This window comes from Neomesorhizobium albiziae (assembly GCF_900114255.1).
In the GTDB taxonomy this organism is placed as follows: Bacteria; Pseudomonadota; Alphaproteobacteria; order Rhizobiales; family Rhizobiaceae; genus Neomesorhizobium; species Neomesorhizobium albiziae.
Window position 1 is genome coordinate 1 of the sequence record NZ_FOSL01000024.1, and the last position, 21,977, is coordinate 21,977.

The window sequence follows — 21,977 nt, forward strand, 5'->3', positions numbered from 1 at the left end:
TCCGTTCGCCCATCATCGGCCGCGCCCCCGATTCACTCAAACCAGTGAATCAGGACTTCAAGCTCGCAGCAACACCGACTTTTTCAACACAATCGATCTATTGGAGACGTGCCAGACCCAAGCCTCCCCTTCCCCCTTTACCTCGCCCTCCCAACCTGCCACCCTTCACCCATGATTGAACTTGTCCGAACCAACGACGCCGTACTGATCTCGTTCATCGAGGCGCTGATGCGCGACGCCGGCATCGAATTCATGGTCGCCGACCAGAACATGAGCGTGCTCGACGGCTCGATCGGCGTGCTGCCGCGCCGCATCCTCGTTGCCGAAGACGATGCCGACGCGGCGCGGAAAATCCTCGTCGACGCAGGGATCGCCAACGAGATCGAAGGCGGCTGACGGCCTCGATGATGGTTTCGTCGTCACAGTCATGAAATCGACCGCGCAGACGATCGACGCCTTCCACCGCGGCAATTTCTGGCTGGTGCAGCCGCGCGGCAAGGGCCATCGCGCCGGCATGGACGCCATGATGCTCGCCGCCGCAGTGCCGACCGGCTTTTCCGGCCGGCTTGCCGATTTCGGCGCCGGCGCGGGTGCGGCGGGGCTGGCGGTCGCCTCCCGCTGCCCCGGGGCCGATGTGGTGCTGGTCGAACGTTCCGCCGAAATGGCCGACTTTGCCGCCCGCACGCTTGCGCTCGAACAGAACGCGCATCTGAGCGCCCGCGTCTCGCTTCTCGCCGCCGACGTGACCCTCGCCGGCAAGGCGCGCGTCGCTGCTGGCCTCGCCGACGCTTCGTTCGACTTCGCCATCATGAACCCGCCCTTCAACGAGGCCAAGGACAGGGCAACGCCGGACGCGCTGAAGATCGAGGCGCATGTCATGGAAGACGGCCTGTTCGAGCGCTGGATCCGCACCGCGGCGGCGACCGTGCGGCCGCGCGGCGGCCTGGCGCTGATCGCCCGGCCGCAATCGCTGTCGGCCATCCTGGCAGCTTTCGGTGGCCGCTTCGGTGGCGCCGAAATCGTGCCCATCCAGCCGCATGCAGATGCGCCAGCCATCCGCATCGTCGTGCGGGCGGTGCGCGGTTCGCGCGCCGGCCTTTCGCTGATGCCGGCGCTGGTGCTGCATGATGCTGCCGGCGACTTGTTTTCGCCGCAAGCCGACGCCATCAACAATGGACGCGCCTCGCTGTTTGGCGACTGACAGCGCCGCGCGTCCCGAAGGGATGCCGTCACACTTCAGAATCGACGCGTGAAGCGTCGAGTTTTCCAGGCCGGCATTGCGCAGCGCCGGCGAATGCCTACATGCCCTCTAACCATATTCTGGAGACCTCCTTGCTGAGACGCATTTTCCGCCGCCTGACGCCGAAGTCGATGCGTTCCGACGCGGTCACCATTCCCGTCATCCGCCTGCACGGCGCCATTATGAGCGGCGGCGGCCAGTTCCGCCCCTATCTGTCGCTGGCCTCCACCGCCGGCCTGATCGAGAAGGCCTTCGCCTTTCCCGACGCACCGGCCGTCGCCATCTCCATCAACTCGCCGGGCGGCTCGCCGGTGCAGTCGCGCCTCATCTACAAGCGCATCCGCGACCTCGCCGCCGAGCACAACAGGAAGGTGCTGGTGTTCGTCGAGGACGTGGCGGCTTCCGGCGGCTACATGATCGCGGTGGCCGGCGACGAGATCATCGCCGACCCCTCCTCGATCGTCGGCTCGATCGGCGTTGTCTCCGCCTCCTTCGGCTTCCCCGAGCTGATGAAGAAGATCGGCGTCGAGCGCCGTGTCCACACCGCCGGTCAGAACAAGGCCGTGCTCGACCCGTTCCGGCCGGAAAAGAAGGAAGACGTCGAGCGGCTGAAGGCGCTGCAGCTGGAAGTCCACGACACTTTCATCGACCTGGTCAAGGAGCGCCGCGGCACAAAGCTTTCCGACGACCCCGACCTGTTCACCGGCCTGTTCTGGACGGGAAAGCGCGGCCTAGCGCTCGGCCTCGTCGACGCACTCGGCGACATGCGCGCCGTGCTGAAGGACCGCTACGGCGCCAAGACGCGGCTGAAGCTCATAACGCCGCCGCGCGGCCTGTTCGGCCGCGGCCTCGGCTTCTTCGGCTCCAACTCCGGCTTTTCAGCGCCCGACATCGCGCAGGCTGCGGCCGGCGGGCTCATCGATGCGGCGGAAGAACGCGCGCTGTGGAGCCGCTTCGGCCTTTGAATGATCGCCGAAGGCGGCTATCATGCCGTCTTCGGCACCTTCCCGGCGAGGTTTTTCCGGCCGGCCCGCTCTCCAAGGGAGGAGCAGAGAAATGCCACAGCTCATTTTCTTCGCCCTGATCGCTCTGGTCGCCTGGTATGGCTACAGGCATTTCATCAAGGAGGCCGAGCGGGTCACCGCGAGGGTGCGCCGCGAGGAGCATCAGGCCGCCACCGGCACGCAGGGCACGCTGGTCAAGGACCCTGAGACCGGCGAATACCGGCTCGCCAAGGACTGACACCACCCGCATGGATTCCCCGCCTGCCCAGACAGTCGCGCGGCTCGCGCCGGCGAAGATCAACCTTGCGCTGCATGTCACCGGTCGGCGCGCCGACGGCTATCATCTCATCGACAGCCTCGCCGTCTTCACCCGCTTCGGCGATCGTGTCACCGTCACGGCTTCCGATGAGGACAGTTTTGCAGTCAGCGGGCCGTTCGCCGCCCATGTGCCGCTCGATGCCGGGAACCTTGTGCTGCGCGCCCGCGATGCGCTGCGCAGCGCCTTCCCCGACAGCGCCTGCCCCCCCGTCGCCATTGTGCTCGAAAAGAACCTGCCGGTGGCCTCCGGCATCGGCGGCGGCTCCAGCGACGCGGCGGCGGCATTGCACGCGCTGGCCGATCTGTGGGCCATCGACGATGACGCGGCCCTTGCCCGCATCGGCCTTTCGCTCGGGGCAGACCTGCCGATGTGCCTTGCCGCGCAACCGCTGATCGCGTGCGGGGTGGGCGACGAACTCTCCCTACTGCCGAATTTCCCGGCGCTTGGCCTGGTGCTGGTCAATCCGGCCGTCGCGGTGCCCACCGCCGCCGTCTTCGCTGCGCTGGCAAAACGCGACGGCGAAAAGCTGCCGCCGCTTCCCCTGGCAATCGACTTCCATTCGCTGCGCAATTGGCTGGAGACCACCCGCAACGACCTCGAGCCGGCGGCCCGCGCCATCGAGCCGGCCATTGCTGCTGCGGCGACAGCACTCGACCGCGCCGGGTCCGGCTTCACCCGCATGTCGGGTTCCGGCGCCACCTGCTTCGGCCTGTTCGAGACCGGCAATGTGGCCAAACGCGCCGCGGCCGCCATCCGCGCCCGCCAGCCCGGCTGGTTCGTCGCCGCGACCCGCAGCGTGGCATCGGAGGCCGACGCGCATGGGTAACGAAAACCGCGCCTTCGTCCCGGTTGGCATCGCCGTGCTCACCGTATCCGACAGCCGCACGCTTGCCGACGACAAGTCCGGCCAGACGCTCGCCGACCGCATCGCCGAGGCCGGCCATATCCTTGCTGCCCGCGCCATCGTCACCGACGACAAGGAAAAAATCCGCGATCAGGTTCTGGCGTGGTCGCATGACGAAAAGATCGATGTGGTCATCACCACGGGCGGCACCGGCTTCACCGGCCGCGACGTGACGCCGGAAGCGCTGGAACCGATCTTCGAAAAGCGCATGGACGGCTTTTCCGAAGTTTTTCACCGCATTTCCTTCGACAAGATCGGCACCTCGACGATCCAGTCCAGGGCGACCGGCGGCGTCGTCAACGCCACCTTCGTCTTCGTGCTGCCGGGTTCGCCCGGCGCCTGCAAGGATGCCTGGGACGGCATCCTCAAGGCGCAGCTCGACTACCGCCACATGCCCTGCAATTTCGTGGAAATCATGCCGCGCCTGGACGAACACCTGAAACGCGGCGCCGGCAAGACGGCGTAGAGCATCGGGTGCCGCTTCGCCCTCCTTCCTGTTTACCGGGAGCAGGCACCGTCACTTCCTGGGCGGCGCGACGGAAATTTCCGCCGCAAGCAGCTTGGTCGCGAGGCCGCGTGCGATTGCCTCGGCACTGCCTGCGGTTCTGGAAAGCACCGTTGCTTGCCGCTTGGTGATCAGCAGTCCCTCGGCGAGCGCCCGCCCGCTTGTGAACACACGCGCCAGGAAAGGCGTGCGCTCCCTGCGCGAACGCGAGAAGCGGGCCGCCATCGTCTGCTTGGCCGCATGCTGCAACACGTCCTCCATCCAGCCGTCGGCGAGCCGCGCGCCGGGCTCCAGCAACAACAGCCAGTCGCCTTTCGCCTGGGCGATGCCGGCGGCTAAGCCGCCCTCGGCCAGATATTGGCAGCCGGCATGTTCGGCGACATAATGCGTCTGGTCGGTCGACCCCTTGTCGCAGACGATCACCTCGCGCACCACGCCTTCGACGGCGCCGCCAATCAGCGAGGCCAGCGTACGGGCCAGCGCCTCCTCGTCATTCCTCGTTTCGATCAGCACGGAAAGCATGGTTCCGGCGTAGCCGAAAGCGGAGCGGAATGCCAGTTGGGAGGGTGAGGCGTACGTCGGGAAGCTAAATGCCCTAGGTTGCCCCCCTCTGGCCTGCCGGCCATCTCCCCCACAGGTGGGGAGATTGGCAGCTTCGGCTACACGCTCAACCTTCAGCGTCGGCGATTGGGCGAAGCCAGCGACGCGACTGATCTCCCCACCTGTGGGGGAGATGGCCGGCAGGCCAGAGGGGGGCGCGAAGGAACACAAACTCTCGGAAACCGGCTTCTCCCTCGCGCCTCCCCAACCCCACCTTGTCAGCATCTGTCAGTAGTCTTCTCTCGCCGTTTATCCACACCCCTTTGCCGCTCCCGCATAATGCAGCCATCGCCCTCACGGGAACCTGGTGCGCACCGGGTATCAGGGAGGGCGACGGTGCCGGATCGGCAGCGCTGACGGTGGTGTCGCTGGGGGAATGAACCCGCAGGTCCGGGCCCTAACCGAGGCTAGTTCGCGGGTCTGAAAACCCGCGCTCCCTGCGGGAGGGCAAGAACACCGGCGGGGCGCTGGGAAGGCGCCAGATTACTTACTTACGAGGTGCTGAACCAGCGCCCCGCTTCCCACTTTCTTCCACCTAATGGCCAGACCGGAAACGGGGCGTGGCGACGGAGAAGCTTGTGTTGATGAAAACCCCCTCTCCGTCTCGGCTTCGCCTCGACACCTCTCCCCCGCTTTGCAGGGGCGAGGAACCCAGGCTGGAGAGGCGCCGGCATCGCGGCAGCGGTTCCTCGCCCCTGCGAAGCGGGAGAGGTGGTTTGCGCAGCAAACCGGAGAGGGGGTCTTGCAGGAGCGCCTGCCGATGCGTCTTCATCCGGCCTTACAAAAAGTTCTTGCTTTGTTCTCATTCCGGAAATAGGAATAGTTTCATGAACAACGCGATTCGCCAGACCTCCGACACCCCGTGGGAACGAGCCAAAGTGGAACAGATCGTCCGCGCAGACATTGCTGCTTTTGGACAAGGCAGGGCCGAAATGGCGAATGCGATGATCGAGCAGAGCGAAATACGCGTGCGTCCCGACCGCAACCGTGGCCGGTCGGCGGGCATCAATCCGTCCGGCCGGTTCGAGCCGGTCAGCCGGCACGTCTTCGACGACGGCTGGAACTCGCTGGAAGAGCTGCCGCCCTTCAAGACAGAAGTGCAGGTCGAAAAGCCGCGGACCATCATCACGCGCAACGAAACGCCCGATATTTCCTTCGATCGCTCGATCAATCCCTATCGCGGCTGCGAGCATGGCTGCGTCTACTGCTTCGCCCGGCCCACCCACGCCTATATGGGCCTGTCGCCGGGGCTGGACTTCGAATCAAAGCTCTTTGCGAAGCCCGACGCGGCCAAGCTCCTGGAACGGGAACTGTCGAAGGACGGCTACCAGCCGCGCACCATCGCCATCGGCACAAACACCGACCCTTACCAGCCGATCGAGAAGCAGTATCGCATCATGCGCGAGGTACTCGAAGTGCTCGATGCCCATAACCACCCCGTCGGCATCGTCACAAAGTCGGCGCTGGTGACGCGCGACATCGACATCCTGTCGCGCATGGCCGAGCGCGGGCTTGCCAAGGTGGCGCTGTCGGTGACGACGCTCGACCGCATGCTCGCCCGGGTGATGGAGCCCCGCGCCTCGACGCCGACCAAGAGGCTGGAGGCGATCAGGCAGCTTAGCGAAGCGGGCATCCCGGCTTCCGTCATGGTGGCGCCGATCATTCCGGGGCTGACCGACCAGGAGATCGAGCGCATCCTCGATTCGGCGCGCGCCGCCGGTGCGCGCGATGCCGGCTACGTCATCCTCAGGCTGCCGCTGGAAGTTGCGCCGATCTTCAAGGACTGGCTGCTGCGCCATTATCCCGACCGCTACCGGCACGTGATGTCGCTGATCCGCTCGATGCGCGACGGCAAGGATTACGATTCGGAGTTCGGGAAGCGGATGAAGGGCGCCGGGCCTTATGCCTGGCAGATCGGTCGCCGCTTCGAGATCGCCGCACGCAAGCTCGGTCTCAATTCCGAACGGACCCGGCTGCGCAACGATCTGTTCCGCGCGCCCGCTAGGCAGGGTGAGCAGCTCAGCCTTCTGTGACTGGTGCATGTCGCCCGAAAGTGTCCTCGGTTTCGGGAGAAACGACATGCATAAACAAGAAATTACAGCGCGGAAGCCGAATCCCATTCGGCGCGACGCGCTGTAAAAATCCCGTCCGGCCACTCCCCTGTCCGCCTGACGGTGCCTTCCCGGACCGCCGCCCCATTCGGTCGGGAAGGACTTGCGGAGAATCGGAGCCGATGCGAACCTCGCCGCACCATGGCTCGCGCGCGTTCCGATTCTCCGCCCCTCTTCGAGATCATCGAGAGACCCGACTTCTCGGTCGAAAGGCGGGCGATGGCCGAGGGCCAGTGGCCGGTCGCCGGCCTCGACGAAGCCGGGCGCGGCCCGCTTGCCGGACCAGTGGTGGCGGCTGCGGTCATCCTCGATCCCGAAAAAATCCCGGAAGGCCTCGACGATTCGAAACGCCTCACCGCAGAGCAGCGCGAGGCGTTGTTCGACATCATTCTCGGCAGCGCGCTTGGCGTCGCGATGTCGTCGATCTGCGCCGAAGGCATCGACACGATCAACATACTGCGCGCCAGCCTGGAAGCGATGCGCCGCGCCGCAGCCGGCCTCAGCCTGCAGCCCAAGCTGGCGCTGGCCGACGGCCGCGACATCCCGCCCGGCCTGCCCTGCCCCGGCCGCGCCCTGATCAAGGGAGATCAGCGCTCGCAGTCGATCGCCGCGGCCTCGATCGTCGCCAAGGTGATGCGCGACCGCATGATGTCCGGCTGCGGCCAGGTCCACGTCCACTACGGTTTCGAGGCGCATATGGGGTACGCCACGCCGCGCCACCGCACCGCGATCGGCAATCACGGCCCCATAGCCAGGCTGCACCGCGTTTCCTTCGCGCCATTCCGTCTCGGCGAAACAGAGATGGCCGAAGCCGATTAGTGCCTCGGGCTTCGGCTCCCGCGACCTTCATGTCGAGGCGTGGCGCGAGCGGGAGCTTCGAACGGCGCCCGGTGCGATCCACGGCAGATCCTGCACAACAAAAAAAGCCGCTTGGTTGCCCAAGCGGCTTTTCAAAAGGTTCCTGAATTGCCTGCTCAGTTGAGCTTGGCCTTCACCTGCTGCAGCGAGGTCTTGAAGAGATCGGCGCCAGCCTTGGTGTCGACCGTGTCGCCGAGCAGCTTGCGCGCGGCTTCCACGGCGATATCGACGGCTTTCGCGCGCACTTCGTTGACCGCGTCGCGTTCAGCCTGCCCGATCTTCTGCTCGGCCAGAGCCGTGCGGCGGGCGACATACTCTTCGGTCTTCTTCTGCGCTTCGACGACCAGCTGGTCGGCCTCGCGTTTGGCGGCGGCGACGATGTCGCCGGCTTCCTGCTCGGCTTCCTTGCGCTTGCGCTGGTATTCGCCGAGCAGCTGCTGGGCTTCCTCACGCAGGCGGCGGGCCTCGTCGAGCTCGCCACGGATCTTCTCAGCACGCTGGTCGAGCGACTTCGAGATCATGCCCGGCACCTTCATGTAGAAGACGATGCCGAGGAAAATGATGAGAGCGACAAACGCCCAGAATGTTGCGTCCATGGCGCGCTCCCCGTTACCTGACGGCCTTGACGGCGGCCGCGATCGTTCCCTTGTCGAGCTTGCCGCCCACCAGTTCCTGCACGATCGCGCCGGCTGTGTCCTCGGCAATGGTGCCGACTTCCTTCATGGCCGCGGCCTTGATGGAAGCGATATGCGCTTCAGCGTCCCCGAGCTTCTTGTCGAGGCTCGCCTCGACCTTCTTGCGTGCGGTTTCCGCACTCGCCTTGGCGCCGTCCCGAGCCTCCTGGCCGATGACGTTGGCCTTGGCGCGGGCATCCGTCAATTCCTGTTCGTAGGCGGCGACGGCGGCGTCGGCTTCCTCTTGCAGGCGGCTTGCCTGATCGAGATCCTGCTGGATGCGGCCGTGGCGATTTTCCAGGATGCCGCCGATGCGCGGCAGCACCGCCCTCTTCAGGAAGAGGTAGAACAGGCCGAAGGTGATCGCGAGCCACAGGATCTGCGACGGAAATGTCGATGCGTCGAACGGAGGAAACGAACCACCGCCATGCTCAGGGCCTTCGACGGTGTGCGCTTCGTCCAGGGCCGGAGCCTCTTCCTGCGCATATCCCGGTGTCACAAACATTTAACTTCCCCTGTCCGCTCGATCCGGCCGCAACACTGCGGCCGGCCAAATCGCTTGTGCGTCCGGCTCTTAGGTGAAGAGCAGGAGGAGAGCGACGAGCAGCGAGAAGATGCCCAGAGCTTCGGTCACGGCGAAGCCGAAGATCAGGCGGCCGAACTGGCCGTCGGCAGCCGACGGGTTGCGCAGCGCGCCAGCGAGGTAGTTACCGAAGATGTGGCCCAGGCCGATGCCCGCACCGCCCATGCCGAGGCAGGCGATGCCCGCACCGATTGCCTTTGCTGCTTCTGCTTCCATTGTCCAACTCCTTGTGGATCTCAAATAAACTTCAGTTTCGGGTGGCGGAAAACCGCCGGCGAAATTTTCCTAGTGGCCCGGATGAATGGCGTCGTTGAGGTACATGCAGGTTAGCACCGCAAAGACGTAGGCCTGCAGGAAGGCCACCAGAAATTCCAGACCGGTGATCGCCACCGTCATGGCGAGCGGCAGGATCGAACCGGCGATGCCGACGGCGCCAAACGCGCTCAGCGACGTCACGAAGCCGGCGAAAACCTTCAGCGTGATGTGGCCGGCCAGCATGTTGGCGAACAGACGAACCGAAAGGCTGATCGGGCGCGACAGGAACGAGATAACCTCGATCAGCACGACAAGCGGGATCAGAACTCCAGGAACGCCCGACGGCACGAACAGTTTCAGGAAGCCGATGCCGTTCTTGTAGAAGCCGTAGACGACGACCGTGCCGATGACCAGCAGCGCCAGAGCGAAGGTGACGATGATATGGCTGGTGACGGTGAAGAAATAGGGGAACAAGCCGAGCAGGTTTGCGACGAGCACGAACATGAACAACGAAAAGACGAACGGAAAGAACTTCATTCCGTGCGAACCCGCCGCATCCCGCAGCATAGACGCCACAAATTCGTAGGACATTTCCGAGATCGACTGGAGACGCCCCGGAACCAGGCCACGGCTGGAGGTGGTCAGGTAGAGGAACGCGCCGGCGGCGGCGACAGTCGCCACCATGAAGGCCGAGGCATTGGTGAACGAGAAGTCGAGCCCGCCGATTTCGATCGGAATCCATTTCGAAATCTGGAACTGGTGGATCGGATCGTTTGCCACCTTAACCCCTCACATCATGCGCCCGCGGGCGCCATTCACTTCTTGTCCGGTCCGCCGCTGCCCTTGCCGGGCGTTTTCGGACCGGGTTCGGCAACGAGCCCCGCTGAGCGCAGCACATTCAAGACCCCGGCGCCAAAACCGAGCAGCAGAAACACGATCAGTCCCCACGGGGAAGTTCCCGCCATGCGGTCGATCCCCCAGCCAAGGGCCGCACCGACAGCAATTCCCGCGATGAATTCGCTGGAAAGCTTCAATGCTTGCCCAAATCCGGCGGCGCCGCCTGAATTCGTGCCTTCGCTCCCGGTCCGTTTTTCCGGCCGCCTCGCTGCAAGAACTGCTTCGAGATCACGCCGGCGGCGCTCGAGATCGTCGTCCTGGACGACAGGCTTTTCCTGGTTTCCAGGCCCGTTCTTACCGGTTTCGTCTGGCCGAATGGGTGTGGCCACCGCAACCTCCGTGCCCGGCCAGCTTTCAACCTGCTGTCCGCTTCAAAGTCGCCGGCAACATAGTTAGCGGACCTGCCCCAGTCAAGCCACGGCAAGGAGACTCTCTGCATGTATTTAATACAGCAAAATCAATATCTTGGCTTACTGCGACATCCTGCCCGCGTGGTGCGGGGCGCCGCAGGCTGCGAATCCCGGGAGACTCTCGGCCAGCCAGAAGGCTCAACTCCAGCCGCCGCCATAGGTCCTATAGAAGATATGAAGGCCGATCTTCTTCATCTTCTGCATGGTCCGCGCCCAGCCCGGATTTACATAGGTCGCGTAATAGTGCGTGGACGAGCCGATCTCGGGAATGAAGATCTTGCCGGCAGTCACTGCCATGGCGATGTCTTCGGCAACACGGTAGTGGGAAGGGCTCAGCACCCGGTCCTTGATGCCATCGCAAGCAAAAGAAAACTGGCAGCGGTTGCGCCAGTTGTCGTTCTGGTAGACGACGCCGCAGATCGAGTTGGGATAGGCGGGATTGCGGACGCGGTTGAGAACGACCTGCGCCACCGCCGCCTGCCCCTTCGGGCTTTCGCTGCGCGCCTCGAAATAGATGGCGTTGGCAAGGCACTTCTGCTCTGCCTTGGAAAAGACGCTCGGCGGCAGCGGCTGGCTCATCCAGGCGTGGTCGCCCTTGGCGATCGGAGGGATAAAGCGGCCCTGGTTGGGGTCTTCGTTGCGAAGCAGCGTCTCGAAAGGCGATGCCTTGGCATAGTCGGGTTCCGCGGGCGCATAGGCGGTGGCGAGAACGTCGGGCGTATCGTTGGTCACTAGCGATGCCAGCATGACTGGAACGCCCGGGGCGGCCTTCTTGTCCTGCTTGGCATGGAAGGCTGCCGCGATCTCGATTTCCTTGCCTTTGATGGCCGGTGCGGCGAACGCCATCTTCAATTCACCGTCCAGCGTCGGTTTCAGCAACGAGCTGGAGCGCTCGAAGACCGATCCGGCGTTGAAGGACTTCGGCGGCGCAACCGGCGCGATCTGGACGAGACGGCCCTGCTTGTCGGCCCGGTTGACGCGAAATTCGTCGGGCACGTCATTGGCGGCGGCCTTGCCGCGGAACGTCACCGTGCCGATGCCGGGCGCGGAAAACCCGGCGCCGGAGAGCGAGCCGGTGGCATCAGCATTGGCGAAGGGCATTTCGGCCGCGTGCACCGAGCCGGCGGCGGCCTTCTCGACAAAGGAATTCCAGCGCGCGCCTTGCGACTCTGCGCCCGAAACCATGCTCGTCATGTCCTGATATGCGACGACGGTGGGGAAACCGACCCAGATACCAAGCCCGATGACCAGCGATGTAAGAAGCGAAGACCTGTCCTGTCTCGCGGCGGCGGCACGCAGCCGCGTCACAATTCGTCGATGCACGAACACCCTCTCCGGTACGCAACTCACCCAACAGAAGATGGATAATGGCGCATTAACCTTGATGCCGCGTTAACGGCCAGTCTTTGGCCGCATTGAGACCACGGCAAAAAAACGGCGCTGTGTGCCGTTTCGCCGCGGAAGCCGGGGGGAGGATAAGGAAACTCAGCGCTTCTTTTTTGCCTTGCCGGCAAACGGATTGTCGGACGCGTGCAAGGCCATGCGGATCGGCACGCCGGGCATGTCGAACGCCTCGCGCAGATTGTTGACGAGGTACCGCACGTAGGATTGCGGCATGGCGTCGGGGCGCGAACAGGACACCACAAAGCCCGGAGGCCGCGTCTTGGCTTGCGTCATGTATTTGACCTTCAGCCGGCGGCCGGCGACGGCGGGGGGCGGATGATGGGTCAGGATGCCTTCCAGCCAGCGGTTCAGCCTGCCGGTCGAGACACGGCGGTTCCAGACCTGATGGGTCTTGATGACCGAGGCCATCAGCTTTTCCAGCCCGCGGCCGGTTTCGGCTGAAATCGTCACCGCCTGGACGCCGCGCACCTGTGGCAGCAGCCGGTCGGTCATCTCGCGCAATTCGGCGAGTTTCTCCTGCGGGTTGTCGATCATGTCCCACTTGTTGAAGGCGATGACCAGCGCCCTCCCCTCACGGATGATGAGGTCGGCGATCTGCAGATCCTGTTTCTCGAAGGGAATTGTCGCATCGAAAACGACGATCACGACTTCGGCAAAACGGATGGCGCGCAAGCCATCCGCAACGGACAGTTTTTCGAGCTTTTCCTGAACCCGCGCCTTGCGACGCATGCCTGCAGTATCGAACAGCTTGATCTTGCGGCCACCCCATTCCCAATCGACCGAGATGGAATCGCGGGTGATTCCGGCTTCGGGGCCTGTCAGCAGCCGTTCCTGGCCGATCAACGCATTGATCAACGTCGATTTGCCGGCGTTCGGGCGGCCGACGACAGCGATGCGCATCGGCTTCGATTCGTCGTAGGCGGCGGCGGCTTCGTCGGCGTCGGGGTCGGTGATGTCCTCACCGATCAGGACCTCGCTTTCGGCGACAGCCTCTTCCTCGGCCTCATCGCCGAATGCGCGCTCTTCGCCGATCGCCGCGATGATGGCATCGCGCAGGTCGGGCAGTCCCTGGCCATGCTCGGCCGACACCGGCACCGGCTCGCCGAGGCCAAGCTCCCAGCTTTCCAGCATGCCGCTCTGGGCGCCGCGGGCTTCAGCCTTGTTGGCGACCAGCACGACCGGCTTGCCCGAACGGCGGACGATCTCAGCAAAGGTCCGGTCGTCGGGCAAAAGGCCCGCCTTGGAATCGATGAGGAAGAAAACCAGGTCGGCTTCCTCGATCGCCATCTCGGTCTGCGCGCGCATGCGACCCTGCAAGGTCGCTGCCGCGGCATCCTCGAAGCCGGCGGTGTCGATGACGTCGAAATTGAGATCGTAGAGCTTGGCGGAATGGATACGCCGGTCGCGTGTTACGCCCGGCGTGTCGTCGACGAGCGCAAGTTTCCTGCCGGCAAGACGGTTAAAAAGCGTCGACTTGCCAACATTGGGCCGGCCGATGATCGCTACCTTGAAGCTCATCAGCCACAATCACGAGGCGTTGCCCGAACCGCGGATCAGTTCGGTAAGGAGATTAACGCGCTCGCGCACGTTGCGGGGTGCTGCGTCGTCGGCCGAGACCTGCTCGAAGAACTTCAGCGCATCGGCCGACTTGCCTTCCTTCCAGGCGGAGAGGCCGAGCAATTCGCGGGCCGAGTGACGCAGGGGATTGTTGTCGGCGTTCAGCACCTCGACCCGGGTTGCGACATCGGCATAGGTGCCGTGGTCGACCAGCACGAGGGCAGCCCTCAGCCGCGCCATGTCGCGGATTGCGACCGGGATGGATGCATCGCCCGAAACTTCGTCGAAGCCGGCGACCGCACCGGAAAAATCGCCCTTGCCGGCGAGCACCGTCGCCGCACGCAGCCGGGCAAGCACGGGATAAGCGCCGTGGCCACCGGTCTCCAGCGCTTCAAGCGCCTTCAGCGCCTCATCGCTCTTGCCGTCGTTGGCCAACCGGAGCGCCTGCGAAAAATCGTCGCCCGAGCGGTTGGCGCGGGTTTCCACCCAATAATTGTAGCCCACGAAGGCAGCCGTTCCGAGCACCACGCAGATCGCGATCGCGATGGCGATAGGGCCATAGCGGTCCCACAGCGCCCTCGCCTGATCCTGGCGGATCTCTTCATTTACCTCGCGGATGAAACTGTCGTCCGACATCAAATCTACCGAATTGTTCTTCGCGCCCGTTTATCAGGGCTTGTGTGGGCCTGCGTTTAAGCGGAATTTTGTCCGCATGGAAGGGGCGAGGCAGAAAATCGCTCAGAACGGCGAGACGCCGAACAGCCAGGCGTGCAGTTTCCAGACGAAAAGGATGTAAAGCAGCGTTGCCGCAACGGCCGCCGCGAAATCCCACTTCACCGGACCGGCGGCGACTGTCGCCTCGCCGCTGCGCTTGACTGCGATGCGGTCCCAAACGGCCCAGGCCAGGAAGCTGCCAAAAAGGATCAGCGAGGCGAGGTCGCCATTGGCCAGCAGATGCGCGAACGCCCAGATCTTGATGGCAAGCAGCATCGGATGTTTCAGCACCGGCTTTAGCCGGCCTGCAGGGAAGCGCCAGACCATCAGGCTGATAAAAGCCAGCAGCATCAACGCAGCGGTAACATGTTTCATCCAGACCGGTGGCTCGTAAAGCACGGGAGCAACAGGCCAGGCGCGTGCATAGCCCCAGACGAGCAGAACGAAACCGACAAGCGAGACAATGGAGTAAAGGCCCTTCCAGCCGTTTTCTCCCAAACGCGCGATCTGGGCTTCGCGCCAATCGGGCGCCACGATACGAACCGAATGGACGCCAAGGAAAACAATGAGACCGACAATCAGGAGAAACATGGCTGGCTCCGCGCTGGCTGGCGCAAGGCTAGCGCAGGCGGCAAGGCGGCGCCATGCCTCCCTTGAAACGCGACGCACCGGCGCCACATTTTGCTCCTAGCTGCGTCATCCCGCTGATAACATGCTAGTTTGACACCGATGTCTGTACCCTTGCGTCTTTGTGCCGCTGTGTCCGCGCTGCTAGCCAGCGCCTCGCCGCTTCTGGCTGATGCGGCCAAACGCCCGCAATATGTGATCATCTCCTTCGACGGCGCCCATGACGTGGCGCAATGGAAGCGCAGCCGCGATCTCGCCGCCAGGACCGGCGCAAAGTTCACCTACTTCCTGTCCTGCGTCTTCCTGCTGTCGCCGGAAACGCGCCGCAACTACCAGGCGCCCGGCAAGGGTGCGGGAAAATCCAATGTCGGCTTCGCTCTGTCCAGGAACGAAGTCAGCGCACGGCTCGCTGAAATCTCGGCGGCCCGCCGCGAGGGGCATGAGATTGCGAGCCACGGCTGCGGCCATTTCGATGGTGCGCAGTGGAGCAAGGCCGACTGGCTGGCCGAGTTCTCGCAATTCAGAAAAATCGTCCGCGACGCCTATGCGGCGAACGGCATTGCCGGAGAACCCAAGAGCTGGCGGCGTTTCGCCGAGAAGGAGATAAGCGGCTTTCGAGCGCCTTACCTGTCGACCAGCAAGGCTCTTTATGCCGCACTCGCCGAGGACAAATTCTCCTACGACGCCAGCGGTATTTCGCGCGGACCGGCAGAACCGGCGAGCGATGCTGGCCTCACCCATTTCGCGCTGCCGCAAATTGCCGAAGGACCCAAGGCGCGCCGCGTGATCGCAATGGACTATAATCTTTTCGTGCGCCATTCCGGCGGGCTGGAACGGCCGAGCGAATCGAAGAATTTCGAGGATCGCGCCTATGACGCTTTCCTCGCTTCCTTCGACCAGGAATACAACGGCAAGCGCGTGCCGTTCCAGGTCGGCTTCCACTTCACGCTGATGAACGGCGGCGCTTACTGGCGCGCATTGGAGCGCTTCGCCGAGGAAGTCTGCGTCAAGCCCGAAGTGGCCTGCGTCAGCTACCGGGACTACCTGAAGCGGACCGCACCGACGCCGGCCAGCCCGGACGACCGGCCTGGCGCGGCGGTGGGTGGGTGAGGTCGGCTCAGACAGGCTCTTCCTGGGGTCTTTCAATAAAACGCTGATCGATGTCGGGCAGTGGCGCCCCGTCCAGCGTCGCCTCGAAGGCACGCAGACGTTTGTAGATCGAGATCAGTTCGACGATCGTCGGCCACGCATTCACCAGATACTGGAAGGACGAGCTCACCTGGCCAAACGCGGTGAGAATCTGCTGCCAGATGCCCAGCGTGATTTTGCCTGCAGCGATGGTCGGTATCAGAATCACGCTCGAAAAGATCGCATCCGCCTGCCCGAAGCCGGAGCGGAACATATTGAAATAGGCGTAGTGGAAATAAAGCCGGAAGTAGTTGCGGCGCACATTCGCGAAAAGCTCGGCGACGGTCGGTGGCTGAGCCCGGCTGGAATCGTCTTCACCGTAAACGAGTTCCTTTCGATACGCCGCTTCGACACGCTGGTTGCGGAATTCGAGGCCGGGAAGCTTGATGCCCACCAATGCAAGCAGGCTCGTTCCGAAGATCGCCCAGGCGAGTGCCGCAACCACAAGCGAATAAGGCACCGCACCCACCAGCGGGAGTTCGGTGATGTTGTCCGACAGCATCGCCAGCACGGGCAGGAAGGCTATCAACGTGAGAATGGCGTCCGCGAAGGCAACGCCAAGGCCTTCCATGGTGGTCGAAAAACGCATCGTGTCTTCCTGGACACGCTGGGATGCGCCTTCGATGTGGCGCAGCCTCGACCAGTTGGCCATGTAAAAATCGTTCATGGCGGTGCGCCAGCGGAAAATGTAGTGGCTGACATAGAACCTGGTCAACACAAACAGGGTGACGTTCGCCATGGCGATCCAGGCGAATATCCAGAACAGGCTGTAGAGTTCACCTTGCGAGACCGACCCGGCGGTAGTCAGGGCTTTCTGGAAGAGATCGAAGAAGGGGCGACGCCAATTGTTAAGCGCGACGTAGAGCTCGACAGATATGTAGGTCGAAAAAAGGATCATCGCAGATCCGAGAATGGACCAGTTTAGCCAGGGATGCGGGGCGTAGAACCGCCAGAACAGATAAAACGCCGCCAGCATGACGAAGAAATAGATGTAGAACCAGATAAACGGACCCGACCAGAAAATCGGAACGCCGAGGATTGGTGGTGTATCCGCAGGTGCCGGTCCCATGCCGAAGGCGGCGCCCAGTTCCCTCCCGCCGAAAAACCACAACAGGATTCCGAAGAGCGCCCACGCTGCAGCGCTGGTGAAAAACAGCTTCGGCTTCGGGAAAAACGATACGAACATTTCGGCTGTTCCTTTGGGGGCAGATCAACGGCACGCGTTCCGGACATGAAGTCACACTTCATGTCCAGATGAAAAGACCCTTCTGGCAATGCTTTACGGCAAAATCTGGCGGAAAGTTCTCAGGCAAGCACCTGTTTGCGGCCGGCGTCGTAGCCGATTGCCGCACACAACAACAACACGAGAGCCGCTCCGATCGATGGCACGACGAAGCTGCCTGTCCAGTCGGCAAGGTATCCGGCGGCGATGGGGCCAAGAATCTGGCCGGTGCCGAACGATGCCGTCATCAGGGCTAGCGCGCGGCGCGGCGCGGCAGGCGCCAGCAAGCGCCCCGCCTGCAGGCCGATTGCGGTGATCGCGATGAAAGTGCCGCCAAGCAGGATGCCACCGATCAGCGGCCCGGCAACTCCGCCGAGACTGACACTGGCAACGACGCCTATGGCCTCGACGATACAGCCCAGTGCGAATGTTGCGGTCAGGCCGAGTCGCGGCGCCATCCTTGCCCAAAGGTAGACGGAGGGAATTCCAGCCAGGCCAGTGACCAGCCAGACGGCGGATTCGAAAAGCCGGCCACCGTCGCCTTGGCGGACGATCGCGACGATGAAGGTGGCGGTGACGATGTAGCCGAGACCGAACAGGCCGTAGGCGACTATGATCTTGGCAAGGGCTCCACTTTTCGGCAATTGCGGCTCGCGTCGCGCAATGCCGCCGACCAGGGGCCCGCGATCGATCATCAGGAGGACAACGAGGAAGCCGGCGATCGACAACGCGCCGGACCAAAGCCATCCCGCCGGCCACGCAGAACCTGCAAGCACCAAAGCGCCGGTCATCACCGAAGAAACGGCAATGCCGACACCGACGCCGCCGAAATGCAGCGCCTGCAGGCTATTGCGGCCAGCCGCGGCCAGATGGCTGAAGACGATGGTGATGACGAAAACCATGACGAAGGCGCTGGCGACACCGGCGAAAAACCTGATCGCTGTGAAGGCAGCGAGGTTTTCGGTCAGCCCCATCGCTCCGGCCAGCAGCGCGCTTGCTGCGAGCGAGACCAGCATGACGGCACGCTCGCGCCCATGCGCCCAGCCGCCGGCGGCCGCGATGGCGCCGAGCAGATAGCCGAGATAGTTGGCCGACGCGATAAGCCCCGCATTCGACGCCGACAGACCGATTTCCTCCATCATGCTCGGCAAGATCGGCGTGTAGACGAAACGGCCGATGCCCATGGCCACGGCCATGGCGGTCATGCCGGCAATCGCATAGCGGAGCGGGTTGGCTGGGGCCTTGTCCATGGCGCGACCATATTGGCCGCGACGCGAGACACAATCCGGTTGCAGCGTCTGGCTATTGGGCCAATCGCGATTGATCGGGATGATGCTTCGACCGGCTCCTGGAAAGGACCGGTACCGGCAACGAACGCAAAGCCGACGCTGTTAATAAGCGGCGAAGGCTGCTTCGTAACGCTCCGGCTTGAAGCCCGCCATGAGCTTGCCCTTGGCGTCGAGCACCGGCCGCTTGATCATGGTGGGCTCGGCCAGCATCAGCTTGATCGCCTTCTCGCGATCGAGATCCTTCCTGTCGGCATCCGGCAAGGCCCGGAACGTGGTCGACCCCTTGTTCAGCAAGGTTTCCCAGCCGAGTTCATCGCACCAGCGGGCCAGGACCTCGCGGTTCAGCCCTTCGACGCGATAGTCGTGGAAATCATAAGCGACGCCATGCGATTCCAGCCAGGTTCGCGCCTTCTTCATGGTGTCGCAGTTCTTGATGCCATAGATTCTGGTGGTCAATCGGACGTTCCCTGAAATTGTCGCCGGCACGCGGGACCACCGGCGGTCCGCTTACGGGATGTCCGTATAGCTATTCGAACGCGTAGGTGAAACCCTGATCGGAGGCGCCGACGGTGACTTTCGTCATCTTCTCGCCTTCCAGCGAGCGGTTGAGCACGCCGCGGCTGAGTTCCGGCAGCAGCGTGTTGGTGAGGATCGCATCGATCATCCGCCCTCCCGACTCGATTTCGGTGCAGCGCGCCTTGACCAGGTCCATGACACCATCGCCGATCACCAGTTCCGCATCGTGGCTAGCGCGCAGGCGGCGCGCGATCTTGCCGAATTGATGGCGCGTGATCGCCTCGATCATCTGGTCCGACAGCGGATAATAGGGAATGGTCACCACACGGCCAAGGAACGCGGCGGGAAAGACTTTGAGCAAAGGGGTACGCAGCGCCTGATCGAGGTCATCATGCCCGGTCCGCTCCCGGCCGCCGTCGGTACGGTCCATGATGACCTCAGAACCGACATTCGAAGTCAGCAGGATCAGCGTGTTCTTGAAGTCGATCCGCCGCCCTTCGCTGTCGTCCATCATGCCCTTGTCGAAAACCTGGAAGAATATCTCGTGCACATCGGGATGCGCCTTCTCGACCTCGTCGAGCAGGATGACCGAATAGGGCTTGCGGCGAACCGCCTCGGTGAGGATGCCTCCCTTGCCATAACCGACATATCCGGGCGGCGCGCCTTTCAATGTCGACACGGTATGCGCCTCCTGGAATTCGGACATGTTGATCGAGATGAGGTTCTGCTCGCCGCCATAAAGCGTCTCCGCCAGCGCAAGTGCGGTTTCCGTCTTGCCGACGCCAGAAGGGCCGCAGAGCAGGAAGACGCCGACCGGCTTTTCCGGCGCACCGAGCCCGGCACGGCTGGTCTGCACGCGTTTGGCGATCATCTCCATCGCGTGGTCCTGGCCGACGACGCGCTCCGAAAGCGTTGCGGCAAGGCGCAGCGCCTTTTCCGTCTGACTGGACAGCATGCGTCCGGTCGGAATGCCGGTCCAATCCTGAACGACGGCTGCCACCGCGTTGCGGTCTACCGAAGGCAGGATCAGCGGCGTCTCGCCCTGTGCTTCGGCGAGTTCCGCCATGAGTTCCCGCAGCCGCGCCAGATCGGCGGCCTTATCGGGCACTTCCTCGCCTGTCGCCGGCTCCGCCGCAAGCTCTTCGGCCGCACCTCCGGTTTCGGCTGAGCCGGCCGCAGGCTCAATTGCTTCGACACCTTCGCCCTCGCCCGTTTCGGCTACGTCCGGCTCCGGATCGAGCGGCACGCCCTCACCGCGCAACTTCTTGCGCAGGTCGAGTATTTCGGCGACGAGCGCCTTTTCGCGTTCCCAACGCTCCTGTGCGGACGCAAGCGACATCTCGGCTTCGGCCAAGCCGGCATCGACCCGCGCCTGACGGTCGGCGACCTCGATGCCAATCGCCTCTTCGCGCCCGATAATGGCGCGCTCGATTTCCAGCGCCTGACGGCGGCGCAGAATGTCCTCCACCTCGGCCGGCGTCGCGTGCTGCGAGACCGCGACGCGGGCGCAGGCCGTGTCGAGCAGGCTCACCGCCTTGTCCGGCAACTGCCGCGCCGGAATATAGCGATGCGACAGGCCGACCGCGGCCTCGATCGCCTCGTCGAGTATCTGCACCTGGTGGTGTTTCTCCAGCACGCCGGCAACGCCGCGCAACATCAGCAGAGCAACCGCTTCCGCCGGTTCGTCGATCTTCACCACCTGGAAGCGGCGGGTGAGTGCAGGATCCTTCTCGATGTGCTGCTTGTATTCGGCCCAGGTGGTTGCCGCGATAGTGCGCAGTTCGCCACGCGCCAGCGCAGGCTTGAGCAGGTTTGCTGCATCGCCCGTGCCAGCCGCTCCGCCAGCGCCGATGAGCGTATGGGCTTCATCAATGAAAAGGATGATCGGCGTCTCCGAGGATTGCACCTCGTCGATAACCGCCTTCAGGCGTTTTTCGAACTCGCCCTTCACGCTGGCGCCCGCCTGCATCAGGCCGACATCGAGCATGCGGACGCTGATCCCCTGAAGCGGAGGCGGTACATCGCCCTCGGCGATGCGCAACGCAAACCCTTCGACCACCGCTGTCTTTCCGACACCGGCCTCGCCGGTCAGGATCGGGTTGTTTTGCCGGCGTCGCATCAGGATGTCGACGATCTGCCGTATCTCCGGATCGCGTCCTACGACAGGATCGATCTTGCCGTCGTGGGCGCGCTGCGTCAGGTCGGTGGCATATTTCGCCAGCGCGGAATCGCCGCCGAGCGACCGTTTCGGCGCCTCGGCGGAAGCGGGCGCGGCTTCCGCCGCAGCGCCTTCGAGGGACCCTTCAACCACATCGGCGAAACGGCCGATGACGCCGTCGGCATCGATCTTGTCGAATTCGCCGCTGATCTTCGACAGCAGCCCTTCGAGCACCGGAGTCTTCAGGCAGGCAAGCACGATGTACGCGCTGCGCACCTCATCCGCGCCGAATTCGAGCCCGGCCAGATTCCAGGCCTCCTGGATGGCGTGGAAGATATGGTCGGAAAACTCTTCGATGGATGTCGCGCCGTAAGGCAGCTTGTCGATCGCCCGCGTCATGTCGCCGGCTATGCGGCTGCTGTCGACGCCAGCGTCGGCCAGTATGAACTGAACGTCCGAACGGTCGGAAAGCACCAGCTGCTCAATAAAGTGGGCGAGTTCGACGTAGGGATTGCCGCGCAGCTTGGCCGCGCCGGCGGCCGCCTTGAATGCTTGCTGGCAAGTCGGGTTGAGCTTCGCGACCAGTTCCTTGCGCTTGAAGCCCTGAGAGCTTCCGCGCCGCTGTGCACCGCCTGCCTCCATCGGACTGCTCCTGTGACCGATCGTCTGCCAATAACCTGCCATACAAAAAGCGGCTTTACAAAGAGAGCCTCATGCAGTGGAGTAGAGAAGGCAAAGGTTCGGCACAATGAAATTTTTCACGCTCAGAACTTACCCATAGTGCTTCTGATCTGAAATTTGTTGCCGGATAACGAATTTTGTGTGCGCTCTTTAACATACCTGGCGTTCGCAACAACGTAGTGCGAATTTCGAAAGACAACACCACGTGAAATTGTAGACACGATGCCTGAAAGAGGTATCCTGCTTTGACTTTCGGGGCGT

The 21,977-nt window shown here is 63.4% G+C and carries 23 protein-coding genes; 9 read left to right on the top strand and 14 right to left on the bottom strand.

What is annotated here, in order from left to right:
* Nucleotides 1-171 precede the first annotated feature (171 nt).
* From F3H98_RS25070 to moaB, 6 genes are all read left to right on the top strand, one after another.
* Nucleotides 172-396 carry a putative signal transducing protein gene (locus tag F3H98_RS25070; protein ID WP_149763071.1) on the top strand — a complete coding sequence of 75 codons (225 nt, stop codon included), beginning with the start codon at nt 172-174 and terminating at the stop codon, nt 394-396.
* Nucleotides 397-427: 31 nt separating this feature from the next.
* Nucleotides 428-1,201 (top strand): tRNA1(Val) (adenine(37)-N6)-methyltransferase, encoded by a 774-nt coding sequence (locus F3H98_RS25075; RefSeq protein ID WP_149763127.1) that lies wholly within the window; start codon nt 428-430, stop codon nt 1,199-1,201.
* Between the two features lie 134 nt (nt 1,202-1,335).
* Entirely contained in the window at nt 1,336-2,205 is an 870-nt protein-coding gene (locus F3H98_RS25080) for a S49 family peptidase (RefSeq protein WP_149763128.1), read from the top strand.
* 91 nt (nt 2,206-2,296) lie between these two features.
* On the top strand, nt 2,297-2,482 hold the full coding sequence (locus tag F3H98_RS25085; RefSeq protein WP_149763072.1) for a hypothetical protein: 186 nt from the start codon (nt 2,297-2,299) through the stop codon (nt 2,480-2,482).
* 10 nt (nt 2,483-2,492) lie between these two features.
* Nucleotides 2,493-3,389: a 4-(cytidine 5'-diphospho)-2-C-methyl-D-erythritol kinase gene (locus F3H98_RS25090; protein WP_149763073.1), complete on the top strand. Its 897-nt coding sequence runs from the start codon at nt 2,493-2,495 to the stop codon at nt 3,387-3,389.
* Nucleotides 3,382-3,933, top strand: coding sequence for a molybdenum cofactor biosynthesis protein B (moaB, locus tag F3H98_RS25095; protein ID WP_149763074.1), 552 nt, complete (start codon nt 3,382-3,384; stop codon nt 3,931-3,933). The genes F3H98_RS25090 and moaB overlap by 8 nt, the downstream gene beginning before the upstream one ends.
* Nucleotides 3,934-3,984: 51 nt before the next feature.
* Here moaB and F3H98_RS25100 read toward each other — a convergent pair whose 3' ends face one another.
* Nucleotides 3,985-4,494: a glycosyltransferase gene (locus F3H98_RS25100; RefSeq protein ID WP_149763075.1), complete on the bottom strand. Its 510-nt coding sequence runs from the start codon at nt 4,492-4,494 to the stop codon at nt 3,985-3,987.
* Nucleotides 4,495-5,450: 956 nt separating this feature from the next.
* Between F3H98_RS25100 and F3H98_RS25110 the strand changes: the two genes are divergently transcribed.
* Together F3H98_RS25110 and F3H98_RS25115 are read left to right on the top strand one after the other, a co-directional pair.
* Entirely contained in the window at nt 5,451-6,605 is a 1,155-nt protein-coding gene (locus F3H98_RS25110) for a PA0069 family radical SAM protein (RefSeq protein ID WP_149763129.1), read from the top strand.
* 219 nt (nt 6,606-6,824) lie between these two features.
* Nucleotides 6,825-7,502 carry a ribonuclease HII gene (locus F3H98_RS25115; protein ID WP_149763076.1) on the top strand — a complete coding sequence of 226 codons (678 nt, stop codon included), beginning with the start codon at nt 6,825-6,827 and terminating at the stop codon, nt 7,500-7,502.
* A gap of 155 nt (nt 7,503-7,657) precedes the next feature.
* On the opposite strand, the gene F3H98_RS25120 is transcribed toward F3H98_RS25115, so the two are convergent.
* The 9 genes from F3H98_RS25120 to F3H98_RS25160 form a co-directional block, all read right to left on the bottom strand.
* Nucleotides 7,658-8,137 (bottom strand): F0F1 ATP synthase subunit B, encoded by a 480-nt coding sequence (locus F3H98_RS25120; protein ID WP_149763077.1) that lies wholly within the window; start codon nt 8,135-8,137, stop codon nt 7,658-7,660.
* A 13-nt stretch (nt 8,138-8,150) separates the two neighbouring features.
* Nucleotides 8,151-8,720, bottom strand: a complete 570-nt coding sequence (locus F3H98_RS25125; RefSeq protein WP_149763078.1) for a F0F1 ATP synthase subunit B — start codon at nt 8,718-8,720, stop codon at nt 8,151-8,153.
* 69 nt (nt 8,721-8,789) lie between these two features.
* On the bottom strand, nt 8,790-9,014 hold the full coding sequence (locus tag F3H98_RS25130; RefSeq protein WP_149763079.1) for a F0F1 ATP synthase subunit C: 225 nt from the start codon (nt 9,012-9,014) through the stop codon (nt 8,790-8,792).
* A gap of 69 nt (nt 9,015-9,083) precedes the next feature.
* The gene (locus F3H98_RS25135; protein WP_149763080.1) at nt 9,084-9,833 is read right to left on the bottom strand and encodes a F0F1 ATP synthase subunit A; all 750 of its coding nucleotides are present in this window, start codon (nt 9,831-9,833) and stop codon (nt 9,084-9,086) included.
* Between the two features lie 35 nt (nt 9,834-9,868).
* On the bottom strand, nt 9,869-10,279 hold the full coding sequence (locus tag F3H98_RS25140; protein WP_149763081.1) for an AtpZ/AtpI family protein: 411 nt from the start codon (nt 10,277-10,279) through the stop codon (nt 9,869-9,871).
* Nucleotides 10,280-10,498: 219 nt separating this feature from the next.
* Nucleotides 10,499-11,683 carry a cell wall hydrolase gene (locus F3H98_RS25145; RefSeq protein ID WP_149763082.1) on the bottom strand — a complete coding sequence of 395 codons (1,185 nt, stop codon included), beginning with the start codon at nt 11,681-11,683 and terminating at the stop codon, nt 10,499-10,501.
* 162 nt (nt 11,684-11,845) lie between these two features.
* On the bottom strand, nt 11,846-13,282 hold the full coding sequence (der, locus tag F3H98_RS25150; protein WP_149763083.1) for a ribosome biogenesis GTPase Der: 1,437 nt from the start codon (nt 13,280-13,282) through the stop codon (nt 11,846-11,848).
* Between the two features lie 9 nt (nt 13,283-13,291).
* Nucleotides 13,292-13,957: a tetratricopeptide repeat protein gene (locus tag F3H98_RS25155; protein ID WP_149763084.1), complete on the bottom strand. Its 666-nt coding sequence runs from the start codon at nt 13,955-13,957 to the stop codon at nt 13,292-13,294.
* Nucleotides 13,958-14,059: 102 nt separating this feature from the next.
* Nucleotides 14,060-14,626, bottom strand: a complete 567-nt coding sequence (locus F3H98_RS25160; RefSeq protein WP_149763085.1) for an NnrU family protein — start codon at nt 14,624-14,626, stop codon at nt 14,060-14,062.
* A gap of 138 nt (nt 14,627-14,764) precedes the next feature.
* Here F3H98_RS25160 and F3H98_RS25165 point away from each other — a divergent pair, with 138 nt between their 5' ends.
* Nucleotides 14,765-15,772: a polysaccharide deacetylase family protein gene (locus F3H98_RS25165; RefSeq protein ID WP_149763086.1), complete on the top strand. Its 1,008-nt coding sequence runs from the start codon at nt 14,765-14,767 to the stop codon at nt 15,770-15,772.
* Between the two features lie 7 nt (nt 15,773-15,779).
* Here F3H98_RS25165 and sbmA read toward each other — a convergent pair whose 3' ends face one another.
* The 4 genes from sbmA to tssH all read right to left on the bottom strand — a co-directional run bounded on the left by sbmA (nt 15,780) and on the right by tssH (nt 21,677).
* Nucleotides 15,780-17,036, bottom strand: coding sequence for a peptide antibiotic transporter SbmA (gene sbmA, locus F3H98_RS25170; RefSeq protein ID WP_149763087.1), 1,257 nt, complete (start codon nt 17,034-17,036; stop codon nt 15,780-15,782).
* Nucleotides 17,037-17,155: 119 nt separating this feature from the next.
* Nucleotides 17,156-18,322, bottom strand: a complete 1,167-nt coding sequence (locus F3H98_RS25175; RefSeq protein WP_149763088.1) for a YbfB/YjiJ family MFS transporter — start codon at nt 18,320-18,322, stop codon at nt 17,156-17,158.
* A gap of 141 nt (nt 18,323-18,463) precedes the next feature.
* Nucleotides 18,464-18,817: an ArsC family reductase gene (locus F3H98_RS25180; RefSeq protein WP_149763089.1), complete on the bottom strand. Its 354-nt coding sequence runs from the start codon at nt 18,815-18,817 to the stop codon at nt 18,464-18,466.
* 70 nt (nt 18,818-18,887) lie between these two features.
* The gene (tssH, locus tag F3H98_RS25185; protein ID WP_149763090.1) at nt 18,888-21,677 is read right to left on the bottom strand and encodes a type VI secretion system ATPase TssH; all 2,790 of its coding nucleotides are present in this window, start codon (nt 21,675-21,677) and stop codon (nt 18,888-18,890) included.
* Nucleotides 21,678-21,977: the final 300 nt, after the last annotated feature.